22 protein-coding genes are annotated in these 26,498 nt (G+C 62.6%); 1 reads left to right on the forward strand and 21 read right to left on the reverse strand.

The genetic code is table 11. The features are described 5' to 3' along the window. Positions 1–37: 37 nt before the first annotated feature. From fliO to ACVOLL_RS01980, 4 genes are read right to left on the reverse strand one after another with little or no spacing between them, the layout of a single operon-like run. Positions 38–445 carry a flagellar biosynthetic protein FliO gene (gene fliO / locus ACVOLL_RS01965; protein WP_481511333.1) on the reverse strand — a complete coding sequence of 136 codons (408 nt, stop codon included), beginning with the start codon at positions 443–445 and terminating at the stop codon, positions 38–40. Further along, the gene (fliN, locus tag ACVOLL_RS01970; protein WP_481511334.1) at positions 442–789 is read right to left on the reverse strand and encodes a flagellar motor switch protein FliN; all 348 of its coding nucleotides are present in this window, start codon (positions 787–789) and stop codon (positions 442–444) included. The genes fliO and fliN overlap by 4 nt, the downstream gene beginning before the upstream one ends. Beyond that, positions 782–1,798 (reverse strand): flagellar motor switch protein FliM, encoded by a 1,017-nt coding sequence (fliM, locus tag ACVOLL_RS01975; protein ID WP_481511335.1) that lies wholly within the window; start codon positions 1,796–1,798, stop codon positions 782–784. Before fliM ends, fliN begins: the two co-directional genes overlap by 8 nt. A 9-nt stretch (positions 1,799–1,807) precedes the next feature. Then, positions 1,808–2,323 (reverse strand): flagellar basal body-associated FliL family protein, encoded by a 516-nt coding sequence (locus ACVOLL_RS01980; protein ID WP_481511336.1) that lies wholly within the window; start codon positions 2,321–2,323, stop codon positions 1,808–1,810. A gap of 208 nt (positions 2,324–2,531) precedes the next feature. On the opposite strand from ACVOLL_RS01980, the gene ACVOLL_RS01985 reads away from it, so the two are divergent. Next, on the forward strand, positions 2,532–3,002 hold the full coding sequence (locus tag ACVOLL_RS01985) for an REP-associated tyrosine transposase (RefSeq protein WP_481511337.1): 471 nt from the start codon (positions 2,532–2,534) through the stop codon (positions 3,000–3,002). A gap of 113 nt (positions 3,003–3,115) precedes the next feature. Here ACVOLL_RS01985 and ACVOLL_RS01990 read toward each other — a convergent pair whose 3' ends face one another. The 17 genes from ACVOLL_RS01990 to rfbF form a co-directional block, all read right to left on the reverse strand. Continuing rightward, positions 3,116–4,183: a flagellar hook-length control protein FliK gene (locus ACVOLL_RS01990; RefSeq protein ID WP_481511338.1), complete on the reverse strand. Its 1,068-nt coding sequence runs from the start codon at positions 4,181–4,183 to the stop codon at positions 3,116–3,118. Then, positions 4,180–4,638 carry a flagellar export protein FliJ gene (gene fliJ, locus ACVOLL_RS01995; protein WP_481511339.1) on the reverse strand — a complete coding sequence of 153 codons (459 nt, stop codon included), beginning with the start codon at positions 4,636–4,638 and terminating at the stop codon, positions 4,180–4,182. The genes ACVOLL_RS01990 and fliJ overlap by 4 nt, the downstream gene beginning before the upstream one ends. After that, a complete protein-coding gene (fliI, locus tag ACVOLL_RS02000) occupies positions 4,635–6,020 on the reverse strand; it encodes a flagellar protein export ATPase FliI (protein ID WP_481511340.1) in 1,386 nt (461 codons plus the stop codon). Before fliI ends, fliJ begins: the two co-directional genes overlap by 4 nt. Continuing rightward, positions 6,017–6,658, reverse strand: coding sequence for a FliH/SctL family protein (locus ACVOLL_RS02005; RefSeq protein WP_481511341.1), 642 nt, complete (start codon positions 6,656–6,658; stop codon positions 6,017–6,019). Before ACVOLL_RS02005 ends, fliI begins: the two co-directional genes overlap by 4 nt. Then, positions 6,655–7,641 carry a flagellar motor switch protein FliG gene (gene fliG / locus ACVOLL_RS02010; RefSeq protein WP_481511370.1) on the reverse strand — a complete coding sequence of 329 codons (987 nt, stop codon included), beginning with the start codon at positions 7,639–7,641 and terminating at the stop codon, positions 6,655–6,657. The genes ACVOLL_RS02005 and fliG overlap by 4 nt, the downstream gene beginning before the upstream one ends. 10 nt (positions 7,642–7,651) lie before the next feature. Next, positions 7,652–9,295: a flagellar basal-body MS-ring/collar protein FliF gene (gene fliF / locus ACVOLL_RS02015; protein WP_481511342.1), complete on the reverse strand. Its 1,644-nt coding sequence runs from the start codon at positions 9,293–9,295 to the stop codon at positions 7,652–7,654. A gap of 12 nt (positions 9,296–9,307) precedes the next feature. Further along, positions 9,308–9,664, reverse strand: a complete 357-nt coding sequence (gene fliE / locus ACVOLL_RS02020) for a flagellar hook-basal body complex protein FliE (protein WP_481511343.1) — start codon at positions 9,662–9,664, stop codon at positions 9,308–9,310. Positions 9,665–9,897: 233 nt separating this feature from the next. Then, a complete protein-coding gene (locus ACVOLL_RS02025) occupies positions 9,898–14,736 on the reverse strand; it encodes a glycosyltransferase (protein ID WP_481511344.1) in 4,839 nt (1,612 codons plus the stop codon). A gap of 101 nt (positions 14,737–14,837) precedes the next feature. Then, a complete protein-coding gene (locus ACVOLL_RS02030; RefSeq protein WP_481511345.1) occupies positions 14,838–17,237 on the reverse strand; it encodes an NAD-dependent epimerase/dehydratase family protein in 2,400 nt (799 codons plus the stop codon). Then, positions 17,234–17,875, reverse strand: coding sequence for an HAD family hydrolase (locus ACVOLL_RS02035; protein WP_481511346.1), 642 nt, complete (start codon positions 17,873–17,875; stop codon positions 17,234–17,236). Before ACVOLL_RS02035 ends, ACVOLL_RS02030 begins: the two co-directional genes overlap by 4 nt. Before the next feature lie 19 nt (positions 17,876–17,894). After that, positions 17,895–18,938, reverse strand: coding sequence for a glycosyltransferase family 2 protein (locus ACVOLL_RS02040; RefSeq protein WP_481511347.1), 1,044 nt, complete (start codon positions 18,936–18,938; stop codon positions 17,895–17,897). A 20-nt stretch (positions 18,939–18,958) separates the two neighbouring features. Continuing rightward, entirely contained in the window at positions 18,959–19,828 is an 870-nt protein-coding gene (locus ACVOLL_RS02045; protein WP_481511348.1) for a class I SAM-dependent methyltransferase, read from the reverse strand. Positions 19,829–19,871: 43 nt separating this feature from the next. Further along, positions 19,872–21,695, reverse strand: coding sequence for a thiamine pyrophosphate-binding protein (locus tag ACVOLL_RS02050; protein WP_481511349.1), 1,824 nt, complete (start codon positions 21,693–21,695; stop codon positions 19,872–19,874). Position 21,696: 1 nt separating this feature from the next. Further along, positions 21,697–23,229, reverse strand: coding sequence for an N-acetylneuraminate synthase family protein (locus ACVOLL_RS02055; protein ID WP_481511350.1), 1,533 nt, complete (start codon positions 23,227–23,229; stop codon positions 21,697–21,699). Next, positions 23,226–24,551: a lipopolysaccharide biosynthesis protein RfbH gene (gene rfbH, locus ACVOLL_RS02060; protein ID WP_481511351.1), complete on the reverse strand. Its 1,326-nt coding sequence runs from the start codon at positions 24,549–24,551 to the stop codon at positions 23,226–23,228. Before rfbH ends, ACVOLL_RS02055 begins: the two co-directional genes overlap by 4 nt. Continuing rightward, a complete protein-coding gene (rfbG, locus tag ACVOLL_RS02065; RefSeq protein WP_481511352.1) occupies positions 24,548–25,606 on the reverse strand; it encodes a CDP-glucose 4,6-dehydratase in 1,059 nt (352 codons plus the stop codon). Before rfbG ends, rfbH begins: the two co-directional genes overlap by 4 nt. Then, a complete protein-coding gene (gene rfbF / locus ACVOLL_RS02070) occupies positions 25,603–26,373 on the reverse strand; it encodes a glucose-1-phosphate cytidylyltransferase (RefSeq protein WP_481511353.1) in 771 nt (256 codons plus the stop codon). Before rfbF ends, rfbG begins: the two co-directional genes overlap by 4 nt. Positions 26,374–26,498 lie beyond the last annotated feature (125 nt).

The following is a 26,498-nucleotide window of genomic DNA, read 5'->3' on the forward strand; positions in this document are numbered from 1 at the left end:
TTGAAACCACGTGAGTAAAAGCGTTGACCCGACATCATCAGGGTTCCTTGCGCAGCTTCTGTGCCAGCAGCTGGGCGAAATTCGGTAGTTGTTTGAGATTGGGAAGGGCCGGGGCAGGCGTCTGCGGCAGCGGTTCGGGCAGCTGGTGCAAGGTGCTGATGCCGCCGGCGGTAATGCCCAGCAGCAGCTGCTGGCCATTGACGTCGACCACCACCACACGTTCCTTGGTGCCGACATTGATGCTGGCGACCACCTTCAGGCCTTCGGCAGGCCGGAATGCGCCGCCGGGCATGCGCTTGAGCAGCCAGCCCAGGCCGATGATCAGGCCCAGCACCAGCAGCAAGGTGAAGAACGCGCCAAACAGACCGGGCGCACTTGCCGCATGCTGGCCGACCGGTGTGGCCGCCTTGGCGGCCGGTGCGGCATAGGCGAGCAATGCGATCAACGCAGTCTCCGGATGCGCTCGCTGGGGCTGACCACATCGGTCAAGCGCACACCGAAGCGATCATTGATGACGACGACTTCGCCATGCGCGATCAGCGTGCCGTTGACGAACACGTCCAACGATTCGCCGGCACCGCGTTCCAGCTCCACCACCGAGCCCTGGTTGAGCTGCAGCAGGTTGCGGATCGGCAAGCGCGCGCGGCCTACTTCCAGCGACAAGGTCACCGGTACGTCGAGGATGACGTCCAGATCCAGATCGGTGCTGATGCCGTTGTCGGCCTGCAGGTTGCTGAACTGTGCCGGCGTTGCGGCGTTTTCAGTCTCGGGGGAGTGATTGTCATTCATCGGTGTTTTCCTGAATCACGGGGACGCTCGGGCGCTTTCCCGGAGGATGGGTAGCAGTGATCTTGATGGCGTTGCGTTCGTTGGACACACCAAACTCGCCGGTGAACACCGGGATGCCTTCCACGCACAGCGGCACCTGCTTGGGCATTTCGATCGGCAGCACATCGCCGATCTTCAGCTTGGTCAGCTCGCGCAGGCTCATGCGGCGCTTGGCCAGCACGCTGGAAAGCTCGACTTCGGCGGTATCCAGCTGCTCGCGCAGCATGATGGCCCAGCTCTCGTCACGGTCGTTGCGGTCGCTCTGGATGCCGGCGTCGAGCAGTTCGCGGATCGGCTCCAGCATCGAATACGGCAAGGTGATGTGGATGTCGCCACCGCCGCTGTCGAGCTCGACGTGGAAGCGGCTGACCACCACGTACTCGCGCGGGCTGACGATGTTGGCGAAGTGCGGGTTGATCTCGGAGTTGATGTAGTCGAAATCGACGTTCATCACCGGGCCCCACGCTTCGCGCAGATCGGTGAAGGTCTGCTTGAGCATCAACTGGATCACGCGCATTTCGGTAGCCGTGAACTCGCGACCTTCGATGCGGGTAGGGTAGCGCCCGTCACCACCAAAGAAGTTGTCGACGATGGCAAACACCAGGGTCGGCTCGAACACGATCAGGCCGGTACCACGCAGCGGCTTGAAGCGGATCAGGTTGAGGTTGGTCGGCACATACAGTGAATGCAGGTAATCGCCGAACTTGATCAACTCGATACCGCGTACCGACAATTCGGCCGAGCGCCGGATCAGGTTGAACAGACCGATGCGCCACAAGCGCGCAAAGCGCTCATTGACCATTTCCAGGGTCGGCATGCGCCCACGGATGATGCGGTCCTGGCTGGCGAAGTCGTATGAACGCGCTTCACCAGGTGCCGCCTCTGGCTCGGCGGTATTGACCGAGCCGGAATCGACGCCATGCAGCAGGGCGTCGATCTCGTCTTGGGACAGCAGGTCATTGATGCTCATCGCGGCGCCTTACTGGGTCACAAAGCTGGTGAACAACAATTCGTCGGCGCTGTTCTGGCCGGTTTCGGCCTTCATCAGCTTTTGTACTTCGGCCAGCGCGGAGGCCTGCAGTTTTTCCTTGCCCGCGCGGTCGGCGATCTGGGTTGGCTCAACCTGCGAGAACAGCATCAATAAATTGGCGCGGATGGCCGGGGCATGGGTCTGCAGCGCGGTCAGTGCCAGCGGATCACGGGTCATCAGCTGCACCTCGACCTGCAAGTAGCGCGGGCCGTCAGCCGGGCCATTGAGGTTGACCACAAAGGCCGGGTCCAACGCGAAGTACTGGGCTGGAGCCGGCGTCTTTGGCTTGGCTTCCTTGCCGGCTTCGGCGTGGGCCTTGCCCTGGGTGAAGTACCAGACGCCGCCGCCGGCAGCGGCAGCAGCGAACACGGCGATCAGGGCGGGAACCAACAACGAGCGCTTCGGTTTGCTTGCCGCTTCCTTGGTGGGTTCAGCTTTGCGGTTTTTATCTGCGGCAACGGCCACGTGGTGCTCCTCAGGATTGCTGCCCAGTCAGATGCAAGGGTTGTGCCGGAGGAGGTGAATGGGCTGATGGCGGGAATTTGACGCGAGGCGCGGGAGCTTGCGCCGCTGTAGGAGCGGCGTTAGCCGCGAAGCTGACGTCGGTACCGCCGACGCACAACCGGCTTGCTTACGGACGGTAAACAACGGGTGGTGGCTTCACCCTTTGGGCATGCCCCTGCAACCGATCAACCCAAACAGCGGCCACAAGGCACTGCGTCTAGGCCGCGCTTCCATACGTGGTCAGCTTTACCTGGCCACCTTCACTACGAACGCTCGTGTTCCGATCTTTCTGGATCATGCACTTGCGGCGACTGCAGCCCGTGCACTCCATCACTCCAAGCTTTGTCGCGACGCCGAACTGATGGCTTGGGTACTGATGCCTGATCATTGGCACGGGTTGATCCAACTGGGTCTGGAAACAAACCTCAGTGCTGTGGTTCGAAACATCAAGAGCAACACGGCGCGGTGCTTGCCGACTTCAGTGGGCCGTCCAATCTGGAGTCGTGGATTTTATGATCGGGCCTTGCGGAAAGACGAAGATACAAGGGCAGCTGCCCGTTATATCGTGATGAATCCGGTCAGGGCCGGGCTGGCCGCATCAGTTCGCTTCTATCCTTTCTGGAATGCGGTGTGGCTGTGAATCGCGCGCGCATCGCTGTAGGAACGGCGTCAGCCGCGAAGCTGACAATCTGAAACGCTATCGGCTTCGCGGCTTACGCCGCTCCTACAGGGGATCATGCTCTACGTGTGCCTTCAGGCATACGCATCCAGCAGGCCGCGCATACGCAGGTTGTGGTTGGTGCTTACTGGGAGGTCGGTGCTTTCCAGCTGGTTGCCGGTTGCCAAGCCGCTTCCAGTGTCACCCTTGTCGTTCTGCTGCTGTGACGCGGACTGTTGGCCCACGTCGGCATGGCTCAGCTGCAGGCCTTGCTCGCCCAGCATTTCGCGCAGGCGCGGCAGACTGCTTTCCAGGGCGTGGCGGACGTCGGCGTGGGCGCTGCTGAAACTGGCGTGGACGCGGTCGCCGTCCAACTGCAGCTTCACATCGATCTCGCCCATGTTTTCCGGGTTGATGCGGATGTGGGCGTGGCCGATCTTCTGCTCCGCCAGCCAGCCGACGCGGGCGCCGATGGCCTCATCAAAGTCGCCGGCATTCAGATCCGGGGTTGGGGTGGGCGCGGTGATGCTGCTGGCTGGGGTGGTTGCACGGACTTCCTGCAAAGCCTGGTTATGCAGCAAGGACGCAAACGCGGTAGGCGCCGGGGCGTCGACATCGAGGGGGCTCGCATCGTCGTTTGCGGCCGCAGCGGCCAACGGCAGGCTCAACTCTGCGCTGGCCTCGTCAGTGCTGATGGCGGCCGGGTTGGCTATGGCGGCAGCCGGAGCCGTTGGCAGAGCAGGCAGCGCGGTCGCCGCCGGGTTGGCTGGCGCTGCGCCTTGCTGATTTGCTGCTGCCAGGGCTGCTGGTGCCTGCGCTGCAGGTTCCGCCGCCTGGGTGACGATCGCAGATAGCCCAAACGGCGGCCAAGGCGCCTCGTCGGCTGCCTCCGGCGTGTCGGGCTTGTCTTCGCTGCCGGCACTGCTGGCGGTCGCAGTGCTCTGTTCCGTAGTGGCATCGCTGCTGCTGTTTTCGTTGCGCGCCTGATTGGCGGGCCTTGCATCGTTGCCGCTTGGCTTGCTGGCCGCAGGTTTCTGCGTGGCTGGCTTGCTGTTGAGCATTGAGTCGAAGCCGTTGTCGCTGGACTTGTCGGTGCTGTTGCTGCGCGCGCCGCTGCTGTCGATGCTGCTGGCACCCCCGAGGGCAGAGGAAAGAACATTCACTGGCTTTCTCCCTCGGCGTCGCCTTCGGTCTTCTTCAGGCGCGCACGACGAGCACCAATATCATCCATCTCGCGCTGGTCGCGACGGTCGGCGACCTGCTTTTCCTGGGCGCGATAGCTGGCGGCCAGTTGTTCCAGCACGGCCTTGTCACGGCTGGCCAGCAGCAGCCGGGCACGCTCGGCATCAACGCGTTCCTGGTTGCTGTCCACGGTCTTGCTCTGCGCTTCCACCGCGTTGTCGAGACGATCAAGAAAGGCGCGGCGATTGAGCAGCTGGGCGGCGCTGGTGGTGGCCAGCTGTGCGTTGGCGTACTCATCGGCGTACTGGCGCAACTCGGAAAGCCGCGATTGATGCAGGTCCAAGGCCTGCTGGCGCTCGGCCAGGGCTTTGGCGACTTCATCTTCGCGGTCCTGCGCGTGGCGCAGCAGCGGGTCCAGGCGACGGCTAGGGCTCATGCGGGCGTCTCACTATCTACCAGTTGGTGCAATGCACTGAGGCTGTGGCTCAGGTCGGCGGCGTTATGCACGTCCTGGCCAAGGAATTCCATGATCTCCGGCCAACGATCGAGTGCTTCGTCGGTGAGCGGGTCGTTGCCGCGCTGATAGGCGCCAATGGCAATCAGGTCGCGGTTGGCCGTGTAGGCCGATACCAATTGTTTGAGCTTGCGGATGCGCGCGCGCCAGACGTCGTCAGCGATGTCCTGGACCACGCGGCTGACCGAGGATTCGACATCGATGGCCGGGTACAAGCCGCTGTCGGCAACGCGACGCGACAGCAGGATGTGGCCGTCGAGGATGGCGCGGGCGGCGTCGGCGATCGGGTCCTGCGGATCGTCGCCTTCGGTGAGTACGGTGTAGAACGCAGTGATCGAGCCACGACCTTTTGCACCATTACCGGCGCGTTCCACCAGCGCCGGCAGCTTGGCGAATACCGACGGCGGGTAGCCGCGGGTGGTGGGCGGTTCGCCGACCGACAGACCGATCTCGCGCTGGGCCTGGGCGAAGCGGGTCAGCGAATCCATCAGCAGCAGCACGTTCAAGCCCTGATCGCGGAACCACTCGGCAATGGCGGTGGCGCGGTAGGCGCCATGCAGACGCGCAAGCGGCGGGCGGTCGGCCGGGCTGGCGACGACCACCGCACGGCGCAGGCCTTCTTCGCCCAGTGTGGATTCGACGAAGTCGCGCACTTCGCGGCCACGTTCGCCGATCAGGCCGACCACGATCACATCGGCGGCGGTGAAGCGGGTCATCATGCCGAGCAGTGTCGACTTGCCGACACCGGAGCCGGCGAACAGACCGACACGCTGGCCACGACCAATCGGCAGGAGCGAGTTGATCGCGCGCACGCCGACATCCAGCGGCTGGGTGATGGGCTCACGTGCCAGGGGGTTGATCGACACGCCGGCCATGCTGACCACGCCTTCAGCGCGGATCGGTCCCTTGCCGTCGAGCGGAATGCCATCGGAGTCGATGACGCGGCCGAGCAGGCCTTCGCCGACCTCGACACCGCCACGGCGGTAGGAGGGTACGACACGGGCATTGGGCAGCAGGCCGTGCAATTCGGCGCTGGGCATCAGATAGGTGCGGTCGCCGGAGAAGCCGACAACCTCGGCATCGACCCAGCCGCCATCGATGATCTCGACCTTGCAGCTGGCGCCCATCGGTGCCTCGCAGCCAACGGCTTCAAGGGTGAGGCCAACGGCACGACGCAGGATGCCTTCGCGTACGAGGCCGTGGCCGCCGCCGGCGTCCAGCGAGATGCCATCCAGACGTGCGGCCAGGCGCAGATTGCGCGCGGCAGCCCAGTCGGCGGGAGCGGGCGAGGGTGATGCGGTCATTGCGTGGCTCCGGCGCGGCGCAGCACGGTCGCCAGCGCAGCGCGCAGGCGCGCGTCGAGGGTGCCGTCGACACGTACGGCCTCGGCGTGCACGCGCAGGTCGCCACGGCTGAGGCTGTGGTCGGGCACCAGACGCTGCCCGGCAGGCAGTGTCAGCAGATTGCTGATCGCAGCGATGTCGTCCGGATGCAGGCGCACCTCGACGTCGCGATTGGTGCCGCTGACGGTGTCCAGCGCTTCATCGATCAGATCCTTCAGCAGCGCCGGGTCGGCCTCGTAAGCGCGGCTGATCAAGGCACCGGCAATGCGTACCGACAGTTCGCCAAGTGCGCCAACCACTTCGTTTTCAAGTCGTACCAGTGGCCGGCTGAAGTTGTCGAGGATGCCTTCGATCTGTGCGGTCAGACGGCGTACTTCGGCCTGGCCCTGCGCGTAGCCTTCGGCGTGACCCTGCTGGAAGCCTTCTTCCTGCGCGGCATCGCGGATCGCCTGGATCTCTTCCAGGGTGGGCGGCTGCAAGGGCGGCGGTGCCGGCTCGGCAACGATGGTTTCCAGCGACGCCAGATCATAGTCATCTGCCACCGGCTGGCCGGCCGGTGCGTTGAGGTCCGGGGCGTGCCAGCGCACGGCATTGTTCACAGCATGGACTCCGCGGCGCCGCCGAGGGTGATGGTGCCTTCATCGCCCATGCGTTTGACGATGGCGAGGATTTCGCGCTGCGCGCCTTCCACGTCGGACAAGCGCACCGGGCCACGCGCTTCCATGTCTTCGAGCAGGATCTCGGCTGCACGCTGCGACATGTTGCGGGTAATTTTGTCACGCACCTTGATGTCGGCACCGCGCAGGGCCAGGCCCAGGCGCTCGCCGCTGACTTCGCGCAGCACCAGCTGCATCTCGCGATCGTCCAGGTCCACCAGGTCGTCGAACACGAACATCAGGTCCTGGATGCGGCTGCCCAGCGGCGAATCGATGCGGGCGATTTCGGTGAGGATGGCCTGATCCTGGCCGCCGTCCATGAAGTTGAGGATGTTGGCGGCACACTGCACACCACCGATGTTCGACGACTTCAGGTTCTGGTTGCCGGCGAACTGGCGCTCCATGATCTCGTTGAGCTCGTTCAGTGCGTTCGGCGGAATGCCGTCGAGGGTGGCGATACGTAGCAGCACATCGACGCGGGTGCGCTCGGGCAGCAGCTTCAGCGCTTCGGCGGCCTGGTCGGTTTCCAGGTGGGCCATGACAATGGCGATGATCTGCGGGTGCTCGTTGCGTACCAGATCGGCGACTGCGCGCGGGTCCATCCACTTCAATGCATCCAGGCCGGTGGTATTGCGGCCGAGCAGGATGCGGTCGATCAGGTTGCTGGCTTTCTCATTACCCAGCGCCTGCACCAGCATGTTGCGGATGTAGTCGTCCGAGCCGACGCTCAGCGAGGTCTTGTTGCCCAGTTCGGCGCCGAAATCATCCATCACCTGCTGCACCTGCTCGCGGGTGACGTCGCTGAGCGTGGCCATGGCGATGCCGATCTTCTGCACTTCCTTCGGTTCCATGTGACGCAGCACTTCGGCCGCGTCGGTTTCGCCGAGCGACAGCAGCAGTACGGCGGCACGTTGCACGCCGGTCATCGGCATTGCATCAGTCATTTGACACCCATCCCTTCACTACCTGGGCAACCCGTTTGGAGTCGGTCTTCACTGCTTCGCGGGCCATGCGCAGGCGTTCTTCATAAGCGTCCACCGGCAGTGCCAAAGCTGGCTTGCCATCAAGGTGCAGACGGTCGGCGGCGAGCGCCGGCATCTCGGTGCCGTCATCCAGCACCTGGACGTCGGCGCTGAGCGGATCTTCCGGACCCGGCAGGGCCTTGGGGGTGCCGGTGATCTGACGCAGGGCGGGGCGAAGCACGCCGAACAGCAGTGCCAGGACCACGATGGCGCCAAGCACCAGGCGCAGTGCATCACGCACCTGCGGGTTCTCCCACCACTTCGGTGCTTCCACCGGAATGGATTCGCGCACAAACGGTGCGTTCATCACCGACACGGTGTCGCCGCGCTCGGCATTGAAGCCGACGGCCTGCTTGACCAGTGCTTCGACGCGGGTCAGTTCAGCGGCAGTGAGCGGCTGGTCGGTCTGCTTGCCGTTGGCACCGGCACGCGGCACATGGTCCACCAGAACCGCAACCGAGACGCGGTTGACCCGGCCCGGCGGTTGGCGGGTGTGCTGCAGGGTGCGATCCAACTCGTAGTTGCGGGTGGCGTTCTTGGAGGTTTCGGTCGGCGTGGCGGCGGTAGCCGGCGGTGCTGCAGCGACGCCCGGTGGGGTATTGCTGGTCGCACCGGGAATGCCCTGCGGGCCGGCGGTAGCGCTGCTGTTCTCGCTGATCTGCTCGCTGCGAACCTTCTGCGGTTCACCGTTGAACAGCTCGCGGGCTTCCTCGGTGACCGAGAAATCCATGTCGACGCTGACTTCCGGATTGACCCGGCCGGCACCGGTCATCGGTTCCAGCAGCTCGCGGATGCGCTGGTTATAGGAACCTTCCAGACGACGTACCTGATCGAACTGAGCAGCGTTGAGCGCGGCTTCGCTGTTGGGATCGGCGATGGTAAGCATGCGCCCGCTCTGGTCGACCACGGTCACGCGCTCGGGTGCCAGATCAGGAATGCTGGAAGCGACCATGTGCACGATGGCATCCACCTGGTTGCGTTCCAGCTGCTGGCCACCGCGTAGTTCAAGCACCACGGAGGCACTGGCGACATCGCGCTGGCGGGTGAAGGCGCTGGGCTTGGGAATGGCCAGGTGCACGCGTGCATCGCGGACCGGTCGCAGGCTGCTGATGGTGCGCACCAGCTCGGTTTCCAGCGCGTGCTGGTAGCGCGCGGTTTCGACGAACTGGCTGACGCCGAAGCCGGGATCGCGCTCCATCATTTCAAAACCGAGGCGGCCGCTTTCGGTCAGGCCGGAACCGGCCAGCTTCAGGCGTGCATCGTGCACGTTCTTCTCCGGCACGCTGATGGCACCGGTGGTGGCGTCCAGCTCAAACGGAATCTGTGCGGAGCGCAGCAGGTCGGTGGCTTCGGCGGTCGCCTTCTGGTCCAGCCCGGTGTAGAGCGGCATCATCTGCGGTTTCTGCGCCCAGAAGAACACGAACAGGCCGGCTGCTACGGCAACCGTGATCATTGCCATCAAACCCAGGCGACGGGTGATCTGCAAGCTCTGCAGACGGTCGAACCAGGCGCCAGCCCGTTCCGGATTCAGTGATTCTCTGGACAGCGCGAGTGCCATGCGTGCGGATCCTTACAGCGGCATGTTCATCACGTCCTGGTAAGCCTGGACGAGACGGTTACGGACTTCCACGGTGGCGCGGAACGCCAGCGAGGACTGTTGGGAGGCGACCATGACCTTGGCCAGGTCGGCATTGGCATCGCCACGCTCGAATGCGGCAGCCAGTTGACCGGACTTCTGTTGTGCTTCGTTGACGCCCTGGATGGCGCCCTGCAAGGCCTTGCTGAACGACGGCGCGGCAACGGCATTGCCTTCGGCCAGCCCCTGGATCGCGTTGCTGCGCGGCACATCACCGATCGGCGCGGCTTGCCCGACCTGGTTCTGCAGCGTGCGGATCTGGGAGAGAACAGAGGTGATGGAGTGGGACATCGTGCGGGGTTCCGGGCAACGTGTGGGGGAGCTGATGGGACAGCTGCAAGTTGCGTGCCGGAACCGTGAAGGCCTTGATGTTCGTGAATACGTCGCGCTGACGTGAAGTGTGTGTCGGCTTTCCGACACGCGAAATTGAGCTCATGCCTCCGGCAGTGGATTCGCAGGCACCTGAACGAAGACGGCCGCCCGAGCACCGGCGGCCGTCTTCACATATGGAGGCGGGGGGTAGATCAGGGCAACCAGGCGACGCGCCACTCATCCAAGCCGGCACCTTCAAGCATCCAGTCACGGTGGACCACAGCCTTCAATGCCTCGCCAGCCTGGCGACGTGCGTCGGCATCGGCCAGATGTTCGCGGATGGCGCCCACCCATTCGCGGTGTCGGTTACGCACGCGGGTGACTGGCAGGGCAGGGTCCCGGTAGGGGCCGACATCACTGCAGACCACCGGTACCGCGCAGGCACCGTATTCGAGCAGACGCAGATTACTCTTACACGCGTTGAAGCGATTCTCCTCCAATGGCGCAATGGCCAGGTCGAGCTGCAACTGCGCCAAAGCGCGTGGATACAGCGCGATATCCACGCCCGGGTGGAATTCGGCGATATACGGACGCAGGCGATCCGGACACATGCCGAAGAACACCCAGTCCACCTCCTGCGCCAATTCGCTGACGACATCGGCAATCATCTCCAGATCGCCGGTATGACCCAGGCCGCCGGCCCAGCCAACCCGAGGACGTGGGCTGTCTTCGCGACGGACCAACGGTAGCTGCTTCCACCAATTCACCGGCAGTCGATTGGGGGTGATGCGGATATCCGGATGCAGGCCAGCAAATGCCTCGGCCATCGCCGGGGTGGACACCACGAAACGATCCACAAAGCCCATTGCCTTGCGCAGACTACGCAGCACGTCACGCGGCATATGCTCACGGTGCGCGCTCTTGGCTGGCAAGTTGGGCAGGTAGTCGTCCAACTCGTAGATCTTGAGTGCGGACGAGTAGCGGCCCATGCGTTGTATCTTGTGCAGGTCTTCCTCGCCGACGCGGCGCTGCAGGATCACCACGTCCGGATCAATACGCGCCTGTTCGACGGGATCGAGCAGGGTTGAATAGAGCGCACCTTCGATGTGGCCCTCGGCCTTCAAGGCCTCGAACGGCTGGATGACGCGGTATTGGCCGCTGCCCCACGGATCGGCGGGCTGCGCCAATACTCGCGGTATTGGCCGCCACGGCAGCGGCTTCCACGAGAAGTCGGATTCGCCGAGGCGGAAGCCGCCAGCGATATCCAGACGCAGGCTGGGGTTGTAGGCTGGATCGAGGGCGAGGGCTGGCAGCCAGCGGCCGAGCAGTTCGTCGCCTGCGCGTTCTGCCAATGGCTTGTGCTCGGTTGAATGCAGCAGCATTGCGTGTGGCGTCCACACGGTGAGGTAGCCAAGTTCACGCGCACGCAGGCACAGATCAATGTCGGCGGCTTCGTCGGCGAAGCTGGCGTGATCGAAGCCCTCAAGTTCAGCGAACAATGTCTTGGCGATCAACAGGCAGCTATCGGAAACCGCCGAATACTGCTGCGCCACCTGCAGGCGGTTCATATAGCCAGGCGCATCGATGGCCGTGCCGGAGAATGCATGGCCGCCGCTGGAAAGCAGGCCCGGCACCAGTCCAGCGTGACTGACTTTGCCTTCGCCGGAAATGGTCTTGGCACCTACCACCCCAACTTCCGGCCGCAGACCGTGATTGAACAGCTCGTCCAGCCAATGTGGTTGCAGTACCGCCACTTCCGGTCGCAGGAACAGCAGGAACTCCCCATCGGCCTGGGTGGCAGCAAGATTACAGGCAGCGGCATGTGGCAAAGGTGGATCGAAAGCGAACGCCAGCACCCGATCAGCGGCCAACAGTTCGACTTGTTGCATCCAGTTCCGCACCTCGTCCGCGGCACCGTTGTCGACCAGCACCAGCTGGTAGCGGGCATAGCGCGTCTTTTCGAGTACCGATACGACGCAACGCTCAAGCGCGCCCAACGTAGTGTCATTGGACACGATCACCAGCAGTGAAACCGTTGGCTGCTGGCCGTGGCCATAGTCGATGCGATACGGGCCGCCATCCATGGTTTCCGCAGTTGCGTTGGCATAGCCGCGTGCGCGCAGGTGAGCAAGGATGGCGCGCTGCTGGGCCTGGCCGTCAAACCGGGGCGGCGGGCAGGTCAGCAATGGCTCCGGCAGATGTGCGATGCCGTCGAAGCCGCCGGCATGGATCAGCCGCAGGATCAGATCCAGCTCTGCGGCATCACCGGCAGTGCGGTCGAAGCCGCCGACGTCGAATGCGGCCTTGCGCTGGAATATCCAATGCGAAGCGAGCATTGACGGGTTGCCCAGCAACAGGTCCAGATTGAGGTCCGGACGCAGCATGGGTGCCAGTGAACCGTGCTGATCACGGTACCAACCGTCGGCGAACAGCGCCCGGAGCTGCGGTTGTTCGGCAAGCCGCAGCCGCAGTTGCAAAAGACCTCCCGGGGTGAACTCGTCGCCGCTGTTGATCAGCAGCAGCCAGTCCACCGCGGTGCCGGCGAGAATCTCATCCAGGATGGCTTCCAGTGAATCGCCGGCCGAACCCAGCACCCGTATCTGATGGTCAGCCATGGCAGCGCACATCGCCTCCATAGCGCCGCCAGTCAATACCACTATCTGCAAGCCTTCAGGCATGCCGTCGTCGCCAAGGAGGCTGGCGATACTGCGTTGAACAGCCGCGGTATCTCCGTCCGGGCTGCGCAGCAGCACGCATAGCTTGGGCGGCGCCCCGACATCGTGCATGCGCCGTTCGCACAGGTGACGCTGCGCCGGCGTTGGCACGCGCGCCGCGCGCCAGGTGTCGATCAGGGTTTCGGGTGTCTGCGCAGGGTAGATGCCGAGCTGCCTCAATCGATCGGCACGGCCGCTGCGCACGATTTCGGCGTCAAGGTCCGAATGGCGGGCGTAGATTTTCTGGTATAGGGCTGGGTAGTGCGTGAGTGCCTGCACGGAGCGGCGCTCATCGGGCTCGGCCTGGACCTCTGCACGCATCCGCACCTGGACGGTTTCCTGGCGTACGTGATTGAAGCGTACGCGCGCAGCCAGGCGCAACAGGAAGTCCCAGTCCTCCAGTCCCTGCAGGCGTTCGTCGAAGCCGCCGACCTCAGCGGCAAGCGCACGAGGCCAAGCGAATGTATTGACGGGTATGTAGTTGTCTACGGACAAACGTTCGTACGAATAGTGAGCGTGCGGGTAACGCCGCTCTTCGGCCAGCACCTGGCGGGTATTACCGTCGATGCGCTCGGTAACAAACAACGCGTCACTGTAGACCACTTCGTCCGGATAGATGTGCAACGCATCGGCAAGCGTCTGCAGGTGATTGGGCAGATACAGATCATCATCGTCCAGGTAGACCAGATAACGACCGCGTGCCAGCCGATGGGCGGCATTGCGGGCTGCGGCCGGGCCACCGTTGCGTCCCTGCCGCAGGTAGCTCAGCGGCAAAGGGTGTGCGCCGAGCAGGTGCTCGACCGACTCGCCGCAGTCGTTGACCAGCACCACTTCGAAGTCGGCGAACGTTTGCGCGTGGAGGCTTGCCAGTGCTTGGGTGAGCAGGGCGGGGCGGTTCCAGGTGGTAACAATGACGGAAAAGAAGGGAGCATCATGTTCGGCCGCGAGTGCTTCCATGCGGTCTATCATCTGCCGTGCGCGTTTGCCCAAGGGCGAGGAGCGCTCGCCCGGGTACAGCGACAGGCGTCGCTCGATGTGCTCGGCGACATCGTACTCACGGCCTCGGAGTCGATCCTGCGTGCCGCGCTCGAAGACGCCTTCGATGATGGTCAGGTGGTCAGCCAACGGTGCGCTTGAAGCATAAAACTGGCTGGAATGTTGTTCGCCATGCCAGCGGTAGCTGACGCCTGGTGTATTGACATAGACGAAGTCGGGATACTGCTCGGCCATCTGCAGGACCATTTCCCAGTCGCCTGCTCCGTGAATCTTGGCCGGGCGCCAGGTTTTGCGGAAGGCTTCACGTTGGTAGATGACGGCGGAGGGCGTCATGTAGCAATCGTGGACCAGCAGGTCGGCGACTTCGTTACGCCCACCGATATAGCTGGCATCCCGGTATCCGGGATGGCGCGGCTGGGTCAACGCGTTTCCCTGGCTGTCGATCCAGCGAATACCGGAGTAGCCGACGGCTGCATGCGGCTGGTTCTGCAGCGTGGACAGCAGGCGCGTCAGGTGGCCTGGATTGAGGTGATCGTCGGCCGACAAAAAAGTGAAATAGCGGCCTTGGGCGATCCAGAGGCCGCTCCTCCAGTTGTGGCCAGCACCACAGTTGTGGCGGTTACGCATGTAGCGCACGCGAGGCTCGACGGCGAATGCGGCCATGACTTCGGGAGTTGCGTCAGTGGATGCGTTGTCCAGTACCAGGATTTCAATGTTGTCCACGCCTTGGTCGAGCACCGACTCGATACATTGGCGCAGATAGCGTCCGTGGTTGTAAGTTGGAATGATGACGCTCAGCAACGGCGGCGCAATCCCGCGCACCGTTGCGGCATCCGCAGCGATGGCGGCGGTCAGTCCATTGATCCAGAAATCGGCCGAACGGAAGTAGTTGTCCGGCCGGTATTCGGCGGACGGTGCTCGCGGCTCGGCTACGCCGCCTGCCAGTGGTGAGGGCTCTGCGTCGTGCAGCCGGAACTCGATAGCTGGACTTGTGTAAACCAGCCTTTCGTCGTTGAAGGGTTGGGCGGACGGGAGAAACAACGTAATGAAGGTGCTTTCGTCCACTACAGCGGCGCGCTCGGTGGCGCTGCGTACCAACAGATACCGGCGCAGTTCCGCCGGAACGAGCAGGCGAGGTCGGGCCGGGCGTTCGAGTGCTATGAGGAGTACCGCATCGAACGCGGCGACACCTGCATCAGACACACGCTCGAACTGCAGGCCGTTGCCCAGGCCGTAGCGCGCCAGCGGTTCGAACGGCAGCTGGGTACCCAGGATTTCCCAGTCCGCATCTCCGATGAGAAACGCCTGTTGGTCGACTAGACTGAACCCCGCAATTCCCACCTTCCAGGGCACTCCAAGGCAGCGTCCTCCTGCTATGGAAGTCCAGTCCGTAACGCAGGCATTTGCGGCGCATGGTGTTTCATCTTGCTGGAGATTCATTGTCATCCGGTTGACCTCACGCCTGCCCATTGCCCCATGCTGTCGATGGCTTGATCGAGCGAAGTCCACACTTCCAGGCCCAATGTGCGTGCCTTGTCGATATCTGGCACGTAGAAAGAACGTTCGCCACTGGGCTGCCCCAGAATCCGCACCGGTTTGTGCGGCGACAAACGGCCGCCAATGCGTACCGCCAAATCAGCAATGCTGACAGGCTCATCCGAACCAACGTTGTAGACCTCCCCAGACTTTCCCTTGACCAGCAGGGACAGTAACCAGGCGGCCAGATCAGCGCCATGCAGATAGCTTCGAACCGCTTCTCCGGCCGAATTCAGCACGATCGCATCGCGGTACAGGGCATCACGGACGAAGTTGCCGATGGCGAAATGCGTGCTCAACGGCAAGCCTGGGCCGGCGAAGGCGAAGCCACGCGTGTGCACGACATCGAAGTCATGGCGGTCGGCATAAATCGCCGCCAGCATTTCCTGCATGCGCTTGCCTTCGCCGTAAGCGTTACGCGCGTCATGGCTGGCACAGGCATTGGCGCTGGACTCCATCCAGCCCCGGTCCTGCGGCGTGTTGCCATACTGTGCGCCGGAACCGGTGAGCAACACCCGGCCTACGCCACTGCGCGCGGCTAGATCGAGCAACTGACGGGTGCCTTGGTAGAGCATGTCCAGCATGTTCAAGCGGTCGGCCTGGCCGGCGGCCGAACTGTCTACGGCAGCGTGCAGCAGAAAATCGGCGCGCAGGTTGGCAATTGGCAAGTCACGGATGTCGGCAGAGAGCCAGTTCAGCCAACGCTGCTGGCGATAGTAGGGCTCCTTCTTGAGGAAGCCGTCAGGATTGCGGCAGATCACGGTGACCTGCAGGCACCATCCCTGCAGATTGAGCCAATCGCACAGTGCCAGCACCCATTTACCGAAGAAGCCAGTGCCGCCGGCGATGATCAGGTGGCGACCGCGCAATGCGCTCAAATCAGGCATCAGTGAGGCAACCCGCTGTATATCCTGGCTGACAGTTCGGTTACTCAGGCTCATGCTGGGCGCTGAGGTGATCGTCGATGGTCCGGCGGCAATTCCAGGTTGATGCACGGCTTGGCCGAACCAGGCCAGCTGCACGTCACTGAATGACTGCCCAGCATCAGCACCGCGCAGCAAGTCGCTGACCAGCGTCAGCCCATGCTCAGAGAATGTATGGCCTGCATTGCCTTCATCCATAACCTCCGCTGCTGGCGGCGGTAAATCCAACGCCACGCGGCCTTCCGCATCAAGGCGTGGCTGCACGCCATTGCGCTGAAGGAAATCAAGATAGTCACGGTAGCGCTGAGGATACACCCGGCAGGCATCGCTGTAGTCAGCGTCTTCATAGAAACGCCGCACATCGATGCCACGGGCATGGATATCCTCCTCGCTGGTCCAAGGCAGGTGGTACAACTCGCACACCTCGCGCACGCGCGCGTCCTGTGAGATGAAATAGCTCGGCACACCAGCATTGATCGCCATCACTCCGCCGTGCAGGCGGGAGCCATACATGAAGTCCAGGTTCCGGCAGAAAGCGTCCCACAGGCCATAGTGGGTGAAGTAGCGGATGCGGCGCTGTTGCAGCAGGCGGTTGACCTGGGCAAGGCCCTGATAGAGCTTTTGGCCCTTCTCCAAGTCTCGTTGCTCAAGCGTCTGCGGCCAGTACAGCAGTTTGGTCAGCAACGAGAAATGTTGTTCAACGAAGTAGTGTCCTTGATCGGCGGCCACCTGCAGCATCGATCTGATCAGCGACGTGTCGCCATAGGTGTTGTTGGTGTAGCCCAGCGCGATTTCGCGTACATCCTCAAACGGCTTGCGCTGCAACAGGTTTGGCTGCAGTTCCGGGCCGTTGACCATCAACGAAGCGCAGCCCACCGGCTCGACGTTCTTGATGCCCAGGTTACGGATCACCTGTGCTGAGTACTCGCCGCGCGCGCCGATGCTGACGCATTGCTCGGACAATGCCCGTAGGTAGTCGACGATGTGCTCTGGCAGTTGTCGATGGAAATCACGGATGTAGTCGTTGCTATCGGTCATTACCGATTCGGCAGCGGATATCACTGGTATTTTCAGCCGTCGGATGAAGCGTGTCACCCGCCGATAGGTTTCGGCATCCCAGCCATTGTTCATTCCGGGACTGGTCAGCCGGCACGGCAGAAACAACATCAGGCGCGAATAGCGCTCGTTGCAGGCTTCTGGCGACAGCTCGCCGAACATCCACACATCAAAATCAGCAGGGGCCGCACCAAGCAGGGTTGCCGGTACGGTATAGACGAGGTCGCCGGCGTTGGGGCGTGACTGGATGGAACGGTAACCGTCGAGGGTCTTCGGAATACCGCTCAGTTCGTCGTACAGGCCAATCAGTGACTTCCGCGTGGTCATGCGCGCAGGCCTGCCAAACGCTCTGTCACCTGCCATGGCGTGGCCAGCGGCGTGGATGCTGCAGGGAAATCACCGTACCCCCAGTTTACCGGCCAGAATTCCACACCATTGGCGGCAGCTGCGTTTCCATCCTGCTCGGTATCACCAATGTAAATGGCCGCCGTTGGCACGATGTCGAGCGCGCTCATCAGCGCAGCGATCATTCCGGCTTTGTCAGTGTAGAGGCCCGGGTGGGAATCGTTGGCGTAGATGGCGCCAAAGTGCCCGCTCCAGCCCAGCGCGTCGAGGATCTGCAGCGTCGGTCGCAGGCGCTTGTTGGTAGCGATGGACAGCACCAGGCCTTGCTCCCGCAGCGCCTGCAACACTTCCTGCCAACCCGCATAGGCTGGCGTGGACAAGCAGGTCTGTCCGTCGTAGATCTCGCGGAAGCTTGCGCTCAGCGCGTCCAGCAGCACGGGGTCACGCTGTCCGCTCAAGGCTTCCAACGTCGGCCGTAGCGGTGGGCCGATCAGACTGGGGTCGATGGCACGACACGGCGTCAGCGCGTGGGTCTGCAGCACTTTGGCGAAGGCCGCGAGCACGCTCGGTGCGGAGTCAACCAGGGTGCCATCGAAGTCGAACAGGATATGGGTTTTCATCAGATTGCTTCGGCGATACTCAGAAGGCGAGCGTCGGCCATTCGTTGAAGGGGCGCTCGGCGAGATCGCGCAGACGCTCGATGTTCTCCGGGTGCTCAAGAAGTCCGTGTCCACGCAGGGGAGTTGCCGAGTCGTATCGCAGCTTGGGTAGGGTCCGTGCGAAAGTCCGCAGGATGTCGCGTCGCTTGTCGCCCAACAAACCAGCGGTGCGCGGGTTGCGCATGAGCTCGAATGCAGTGCGGGCCAAGCCCGTTTCGGTGAGCAGCCTGCCAATCTGGTTGATCTTTGCCAGATAGCGGTGGCTGTCAGAAAACAGATCGTTGTCAAAGAATATCTGATCGTATAACAAGACGATTTCTTCGATCAGCTGATGGCCGGTACTCGCTGTGTCGCTTTCACCGTGCACGCGGTAGACGCCCAGCCGATCCTGCACGGCGTAGCCAGGATGGCAGGCTGCCAACCGCGCTACGTTGTAGTGATCACCCAAACTGCCGCGACGGAGTGAGCCCGGCGGTTGGAAGCGCTGGGCGGCGCGGGCTGTGCCACCGACTGCATCGTAGCGTTGGCGGTCCATCACGCAGTACGAAGGCGCTATCCAGTTGGTGAAGCACAGATAGTCCATCAACCAATGCACGCCGCTGTCCAGCTCCGGGGCCATGTGGGCCATCTCTGGTATCAGCCGATCACCAACCAATCGGCTGAAACGGCTGTAAGCAAAACCGCACTGCGGGTGCGCCATGAGGCCGTCGCGCACGGTGGCCTCGAGAAAGTCTGGCTGCCAGTAATCATCGGCGCACAGCAGTACCCAGTACCGCGCTGAGGTCATGCCGTAGGCCTTGTTCACCGATGGGGCAGGCCCGATGTTGCTGGCATTACGCACATAGTGGATGCGCGAATCGCTGCGCCGGTGGCGTTCGACCACCGATGCGGTATCGTCTTCGGACGCATTGTCGATTACCAGCACCGAAAAATCAGTGAAGGTCTGCGCCCGCACCGACTCCAGGCACTGGTCTATGAAGTGCCCGTAGTTGTAGGTTGGAATGATGATGTCCAGGCTATGCATGGCCTTGCTCCAGCTCAAGTTCAATTTCCTGACGGACGCTTTGCCGCTACTGCAAAAACCTGGGCCGGGCCATTACCAACGTCGATATCCAGTACGTCCATGAGAATCGGGTCCAGCCCGCAGCGGGCCAGCAGGCGACGCAGGCTCTCGCGCGAGAAGAAGTTGATGTGTTCGTGCCAATGACGTTTCTCGGTCCAGCGCTGTGGTTCAGACTCCAGTGTGCACATCAGGCGTTCGAAGGGGACCTCGAGGTAGAGCACACTCTGGCTGTCCATCAGCGCCACCACCTGCTGCAGCAGCTCAAACGGTTGTGGGACGTGTTCCAACACCTCGCTGAGCACCACCAGGTCGTAGTGTTGGGTAGCGGCAAGCGCAGCATCGACGCGGACTGCACCGGCTACCAAGGGGCGGTTGGATATGTCGAGGATATGTTGAGCCTCCGCACGCCCGCGAAATGGCGTGTTGATGCCGGTATCACCACCGAAATCCAGAATCCGAACAGGCGGCGGCATGCAACCCAGCAGGAAGCGTTCAACCTGCGGCACATAGTCTGCTCCAGCCAGCAGCTTGCTGTTGCGTTCTGCATAACCGGGCTCCAGTGCATCGCGCAATCGCGTGTATGCCTCGCCGCGATAGTCGGCATACAGACGTCCCAGCTCCTCGTCATTGAAGCGAAGATCGAGAAACAGCGCGGTGCAGTCGTTACAGTAGATGGTGTTGCAAACTGCGTAGGCACGGCCTGGGGGCAAGTCACGCAGCCCCCACTCGGCAGTGACGTCCACCACATCCCAGTCGAACACCCGTTTGGCAACAAACGGCATGAGCACGGCCGGTGAGCGGGCGACATGCGTAGCGCCGCAGCAGACGCAGTGGCGGGCTATCGAGGCCACGGGTATCTCCCAGATGAAAATTCAGACAGAAAGCCGCGGCGCATCAGGCTTGCCGCACCTTGCGCGAAACGGGGCTGGTATTGCCGTTCATCTCCGCCTCCAGCACCACCAGTGGCAGCAACGGGCTCATGTCTTCCAGTGGCATCGAGGCCATCGAGCCGTCGGCCTGAGGTATGGCTGCAACCTTCGGGCTCAACACTTCGTCATTGAGAAGCATCACTTCCACGATCATCGGGCCGGACTGGGCAATGGCTTCAGCCAGCCCGGTGCTCAGCTCGGCAGCATCACGGATGCGCTTGAACGGAAGTTCATAGGCGCGTGCCAGCTCCTGCAGGTCAGGCATCCACAGTCCGGCTTCAGGGCCCGTACCGACGTATCGGCCTTCGAAGTAGTTCCGTTGGGTGTTGCGTATCGACGCGTAGCCACCGTTGTTCATCACTATCAGGCAGATTGGCAGGTTGAAGCCGCGCAAGGTGGCCAGCTCCTGGATGTTCAGCTGCAGGCTGCCATCGCTCTCGACCGCAACCATGGGCTTGCTTCCATTTGCGAAACAGGCGCCAATGGAGGCGGGCAGGCCATAGCCCATGGCGCCAAGGCCAGAGGTAAGAAACACGCGCTGCCCGGGTCGGTTGCGGAACACCGTATAGAACACTTCTACTGCAAGCCCGGAGCTGCCGGTGCTGACCAGGGTGTCTGCGGGAACGGCTTCAGATAGTGCATCGGCAAACTGGAAGTGACTGATCGGGCCATCAGCAGCGAACGGCATCCCGTCGTTTACTCCATAGCGCGCTTTCCAATCGTGGCAGCGTTGCAGCCAGGCAGGACGACGAACCTCATCCGCTCCCATGGTGGCGGCCAGCGCGGTGATGAACTGCGCGGCGTCGCTGGTGATGGCCACATCGATGGGCATGTCGAGCTTGGCGATTTCGTTGCTGTCGACGTCAACCACCACTTTGTGCGCATTGCGGGCGAAGTCGCGCGGCGCATAGGCAGTGATGATGTTGTCCAGGCGACAGCCGATGCTGATCAGCAGGTCTGCATTCTGGATGGCGAAGTTGGGCGCACGTAGTGCGACGACGCCTGGCCGGCCAACAAACAGCGGGTGTTCGTATGGCAGCAGATCCATCGCATTCCAGGTGCTGACCACCGGAACCCCGAGGGTTTCAACCAATTTACGGAAGGCAACAGCGGCACCGCTCAGGCGTACGCCATGCCCAGCAAGGATGAGAGGGCGCTGCGCACCTTCAAGGAGCTTGCGCACTTGCGCCAGTGCGGCCGGGTCCAGCGGATGCGCGTCGGCTAGCTCGGCCCGCCAGCCAGACAGTGCCGATGGGTCGATCGGCGCACCCTGGACGTCCAACGGCACGTCGATCCAGACCGGCCCGGCGCGGCCATCACGGGCCAGAAATACGGCGCGCTCCAACTCGCGACGGATGTCTTCGGGCTTTTCAATGGTGATCGCGTATTTGGTTATCGGCGCCACCACGCTGACGATGTCGACCTCCTGCACGCCCTTCTGGCGCAGTGCCGCCCCGCGCAACAGGTCGGCGCGTTTGACCTGGCCGGAGATCACCAACAGCGGCACCGATTCGATCCACGCGCCGGCAACGGCGGTAACCGCATTGGTTGCACCTGGGCCAGTGGTGACCATGGCCACGCCGAGGTTTTCGTTGATGCGGCAGTAAGCTTCGGCTGCAATCGCTGCGGCCTGCTCATGATGGCAGGCAACCACTTCCAGCTCAGGGTGCTTGCCGACCGCGTCGTTGAGGTGCATGGCACCGCCGCCTGGCAGCAGGAACACATGTCCTACGCCAAGCGCTGCGATGAAGTCGGCAATGTAGTCGGCAACACGATAGGGGCTAGCCACGTCAATCCATCCAATAGCTCAAGAGGGTCTTGCGATTCCGATTGGCATTGATTGCCTCATCGGTATAGAACGAGTCGTTGCTGAAGTGCGTGGATGACAGTTCTTCGATGATGGCGCCGCCATCGCTGTGGAAGGCGTGGCGCACTTCAGGTTCAACGGTGACCACATCGCCAGGCTTGCATTGGCGCTCCACACCATCGAGCTTCAGTACCAGTTCGCCATGCAACACATGGAAGGTTTCTTCCTTGCGCTGGTGGTACTGCTCTGGATGCAGCTGACCGGGCAACAGCATCAGCAGTTTCTTGCAATAGCCGCGATTGACCACGGTAAGCATGGCCATGCCCACCTCGTGGAAGCGCTCAAGCCCGTAGTGGTGCGAGATCTCCAGATCTACCCGGCCCGGCACCACCACGTGGCTGCCAGCAAGCTGTGCGCGTACGTCCTGGACGATGTCCCAGACCTTGTCGCGGGTGTCGCGGCGATCGCTGTTGGCCGGCCCCAGTCCGGCATCGGCGGCGATGTCATGGGTGGCGGTGAAGCTGGCGTACTTTGACCAGTCGTTGGCGGTGTACTGGCCATCCTCGGGAGGGAAGGCGAAGTACACGTCAGCGGCTTGCACAACCTCGCCGGCAGCGATCGGGCGACGGGTGAACACGCCGCGGCGGAGTGAACGCAAGCTGGCGCTCTCGGAGGCGTTGAATGGCAGGCGGTTATCGCCTTCACCGCACAGCAGCAGGGTCTGCTGTGCCGCCTGCAACCAGCGACGCACCTGTTCGGGGGAGGCCGAGTAGGCGTTGAGGGGATACTGATCGGTAGGAAGACCAACGTGCTTCTCGAAAATCCGCGCGCCCTTGGCCAATGCGATCTTGACGATATCGGTGTTGTCGGGGTTTTCGTGGGTAGAGAAGCCGACCCGCACGCCCGGATAGCGGCGGCGCAGGAAATCCACCTGCGACAGATGCATGTTGGCATCGGCGGTGGGGTACTCGCCAACGCAGTGCAGGATGGCGAAGTCCTTCTGGCGATGGGTGAGGAAGCTGACCAGTCGGTCCAGCTCCTCCAGCGTCGAGCCCGCGGTTGAAACGATCAGTGGGCGCTGTGTCTGCACGACGCGCTCCAGCAGGGGCCAATCGCTCATGGAGCAGCTGGCGATCTTGATCGCATCCAGATCCTGCGCTTCGATCACTGCGACCGAAGCCTCGTCAAACGGCGTGGACAGGCACAGGAATCCGCAATTGCGGATCTCGGCGACCAGCGCATCAAATTGTGCACGTGACAGCCGTGTCTCGCTGAAACGCTTGATGTACTTCAGGTCGTCGCGTCCACGCATTGCCGGGTGGATGAACGTATCCAGGTCGCGGTACTGCAACTTGAAGGCAAAGCGGAACGGGAAGTCACGACAAACGTCGGCAAAGGCACGGATCAGCGCGACACCGTGGGCCACGTCGCCCATATGGTTGTTGGCCATCTCCAGCACGAACAGCGGCCGGTCGAACAAGGCCTCTGGTGCAGATGGGGAGCGTGCATCATTCATCGCTGTGTTCCTTTTTTAAGCCAGTTTTCGATCTGGCTTGCGGCGTGTTCAAGGTGGTCTTCGCTCAGGCCCGGCCACAGGCCGATCCAGAAGGTGTCTTTCATGACCTTGTCGGTCACCGGCAGCTCGCCGCTGACCCTGTAGTTCTGGCCCTGCATGTAAGGCTGGCGGGTCAGGTTGCCGGCAAACAGCAGGCGGGTTCCGATCTTGTGGCTGTCCAGATGACGTAGCAGATCTTCGCGCAGGACGCCGCAGCCATCACGCAGGGTGATCGGGAAGCCGAACCATGACGGGTCGCTGCCGGGTGTGGCATGCGGAAGAACCAACTGTTCGGTGCTGCCCGAAAGGCGTTCATGCAACCAAGCGAAGTTGCGTTTGCGCGCGGCGATGAAGCCTTCCAGGCGGTCCATCTGTGCCAACGCACAGGCGGCCTGCATGTCGGTGATCTTCAGGTTGTAGCCAAGGTGCGAGTAGGTGTACTTGTGGTCGTAGCCTTCGGGCAGTCCACCGAGCTGCCAGTCAAAGCGCTGCCCGCAGGTGTTGTCGGTGCCGGGCGCGCAGTAGCAGTCGCGGCCCCAATCGCGGAACGATTCAATGATCCGCTTCAGTCGCGGAGAGCCAGTGAACACCGCGCCACCTTCACCCATGGTGATGTGGTGAGCCGGGTAGAAGCTCAGTGTGCCGATATCGCCGAAGCTGCCGACCAGTTTGCCGTTGTAGGTAGAGCCGAGTGCGTCGCAGCAATCCTCGATCAACCACAGGCCATAGCGGTCACACAGTTCGCGTACCACGCCCAGGTTGAACGGATTGCCCAAGGTGTGGGCGAGCATGATCGCGCGGGTGCGCGGGGTGATGGCTGCTTCGATCAACTCGGCGTTGACATTGTAGGTGCCAAGTTCGACGTCGACGAACACCGGTACGGCGCCACACTGGAGAATCGGGTTGACCGTGGTCGGGAAGCCCGCGGCGACGCCAATCACCTCATCGCCCTTGCCGATGGCGCGTTCGCCCAAGCGCGGCGAGGTCAGCGTGGAGAATGCCAACAGGTTGGCCGAAGAACCCGAATTGGTGGTCAACACATTGCGTATGCCGAGGTAGCGCGACAGCTTCTTCTCGAAGGCGTCGTTGAAGCGGCCGGTGGTCAGCCAGCCATCCAGCACTGCCTCCATCATCGACTTCAGCTCGGTGGCACCGATCACCTTGCCCGATGGCGCTACCGTGCCGCTGCCCGGGACAAAGGCGGACGGGGCCAGGTGGCGGTCGGCGTACTGCCCTACCAGTTCGGCAATCTGATGGCGCAGTTGGAGTTCATCGTGATTCATTGCGTGCTGTTCTGGAAATCTTCAATCTGGGTAAGGGTGTGTTGCTGCATGTCTGCGTCGGCCTGCCATGCCTGATGCCAGCGCACGGTCTGAGCAAGTGCCTGTGGCAGCGACCAGCATGGTTTCCATGAAAGCAAGTGCCGTGCCTTGGCCGAATCCAGCGCCAATAAGCCTGCTTCGTGTGGTTGCGGCGCGGCATCGACTTGCCAGTCTGCTTCGCCGGGCCAGAGTTTCGCGAGTTGCTCGACGACAGTGCCGACAGTGGCGACATCATCCGCATCCGGACCGAAGTTCCAGGCAGAATCCGCGCCTCCCTGCTGCTGTAGCAGCGCCTGTGCCAGCAATAGATAGCCGTGCAAGGGTTCAAGCACGTGCTGCCACGGACGGGTGGCGCCGGGATAGCGCAGGGTTACAGGTTGTTGCTGTTGCCACTGGCGCAGGATGTCGGGTAGCAGGCGTTCGGGCGACCAGTCGCCGCCGCCGATGACGTTGCCGGCGCGTGCGGTGGCCAGCGCGACACCTCGCGCCTGCAGGTAGGAAGCACGCCAGGACGCGCACAACAACTCAACGGCAGCTTTGCTGCTGCTGTAAGGGTCGTGTCCACCCAGCGCATCCTGCTCGCGGTATGGCCATACCCATTCGCGGTTGTCATAGCACTTGTCGGAGGTGACGACCAGCACCGCACGGACGCTGTCGCATCTGCGCACTGCTTCCAGCAGGTTGAGCGTGCCGCTGACATTGGTTGTCCAGGTGTCAACCGGGGTCCGGTACGACGCACGTACCAGCGGCTGCGCGGCAAGGTGCAACACCAGCTCGGGTTGCTGCCTGGCCAGTACGGCGCTCAGGCGCTCGGCATCACGGATGTCGGCCAGTTCACTGTCGATCAGCGCGCCAAGCCGAGTCGCCTGCCACATTGATGGGCCGTCGCAAGCGGGTAGGGCATAGCCCTGCACCTGGGCGCCCATATGCTGCAGCCACAGTGCCAGCCAGCCACCTTTGAAGCCGGTATGGCCGGTGAGAAAGACCCGCCGGCCACGCCAGAAGTCCCGATTCACTGCCACAGCTTCCACTCCGCCTTGCCCTGTGACCAGCGCTCTTCGAGCAGGCTCTTGTCGCGCAGGGTATCCATCGGCTGCCAGAAGCCGTGATGCAGAAAGGACATCAGCTGGCCTTCTTCGGCCAGCCGCCGCATCGGCTCCAGCTCCCAGGTGGTGGTGTCGCCGTCGATGTAGTCGAATACGCCTGGCTCCAGCACGAAGAAGCCGCCATTGATCCAGGCGCCGTCACCTAGCGGCTTTTCCTTGAAGCCGCTGACATGCGAGCCGTTGACGTCCAGCGCTCCAAATCGGCCCGGTGGTTGCACCGCGGTCACGGTTGCCATGCGGCCATGGCTGCGATGGAAGTCGATCAGGCCAGCGATGTCGATGTCGGCGACACCGTCGCCGTAGGTAAGACAGAAGGTGTCGTTGCCCAGGTACTCACGCGCGCGCTTCAAGCGTCCGCCGGTCGAAGTGCTGTCGCCGGTATCCACCAGCGTCACCCGCCAGGGTTCGGCGTTGCGGTTGTGGATCTGCATCCGGTTCTCTGCCATGTCGAAGGTGACATCGGACATGTGCAGGAAGTAGTTGGCGAAATACTCCTTGATCACATAGCCCTTGTAGCCAAGACACACCACGAAATCGGTGATGCCGAAGTGGGTATAGAGCTTCATGATGTGCCAGATGATCGGCTTGCCGCCGATCTCGATCATTGGCTTTGGGCGCAGGTGGGATTCCTCGCTGATGCGGGTACCCAGGCCTCCGGCAAGGATGACGGCTTTCATTGCATTGACGGCAGGCTTCATATGCAGGCAGGACGGCGAGTGTTGGTGCGGACGCTGCAAGACTCGTGCCGTGGTGGGGGCAGCACGCATCACCGACGCACGTAAGCGTGCATCGCAGCGTAGTG

This window comes from Stenotrophomonas sp. STEN035 (genome assembly GCF_056759935.1).

Excerpts from the sequence above, each read along its gene's own strand:
- fliM (WP_481511335.1), bottom strand. The coding sequence starts at position 1,798 with ATGAGCATCAATGACCTGCTGTCCCAAGACGAGATCGACGCCCTGCTG.
- ACVOLL_RS02035 (WP_481511346.1), bottom strand. The coding sequence starts at position 17,875 with ATGAAAACCCATATCCTGTTCGACTTCGATGGCACCCTGGTTGACTCC.
- fliG (WP_481511370.1), bottom strand. The coding sequence starts at position 7,641 with ATGACCGGCGTGCAACGTGCCGCCGTACTGCTGCTGTCGCTCGGCGAA.
- ACVOLL_RS01985 (WP_481511337.1), top strand. The coding sequence starts at position 2,532 with ATGCCCCTGCAACCGATCAACCCAAACAGCGGCCACAAGGCACTGCGT.
- rfbF (WP_481511353.1), bottom strand. The coding sequence starts at position 26,373 with ATGAAAGCCGTCATCCTTGCCGGAGGCCTGGGTACCCGCATCAGCGAG.
- fliJ (WP_481511339.1), bottom strand. The coding sequence starts at position 4,638 with ATGAGCCCTAGCCGTCGCCTGGACCCGCTGCTGCGCCACGCGCAGGAC.
- rfbH (WP_481511351.1), bottom strand. The coding sequence starts at position 24,551 with ATGAATCACGATGAACTCCAACTGCGCCATCAGATTGCCGAACTGGTA.
- ACVOLL_RS02040 (WP_481511347.1), bottom strand. The coding sequence starts at position 18,938 with ATGCATAGCCTGGACATCATCATTCCAACCTACAACTACGGGCACTTC.
- ACVOLL_RS02030 (WP_481511345.1), bottom strand. The coding sequence starts at position 17,237 with ATGACCACGCGGAAGTCACTGATTGGCCTGTACGACGAACTGAGCGGT.
- fliI (WP_481511340.1), bottom strand. The coding sequence starts at position 6,020 with ATGACCGCATCACCCTCGCCCGCTCCCGCCGACTGGGCTGCCGCGCGC.
- ACVOLL_RS02055 (WP_481511350.1), bottom strand. The coding sequence starts at position 23,229 with ATGAATGATGCACGCTCCCCATCTGCACCAGAGGCCTTGTTCGACCGG.
- fliF (WP_481511342.1), bottom strand. The coding sequence starts at position 9,295 with ATGGCACTCGCGCTGTCCAGAGAATCACTGAATCCGGAACGGGCTGGC.
- fliN (WP_481511334.1), bottom strand. The coding sequence starts at position 789 with ATGAATGACAATCACTCCCCCGAGACTGAAAACGCCGCAACGCCGGCA.
- fliE (WP_481511343.1), bottom strand. The coding sequence starts at position 9,664 with ATGTCCCACTCCATCACCTCTGTTCTCTCCCAGATCCGCACGCTGCAG.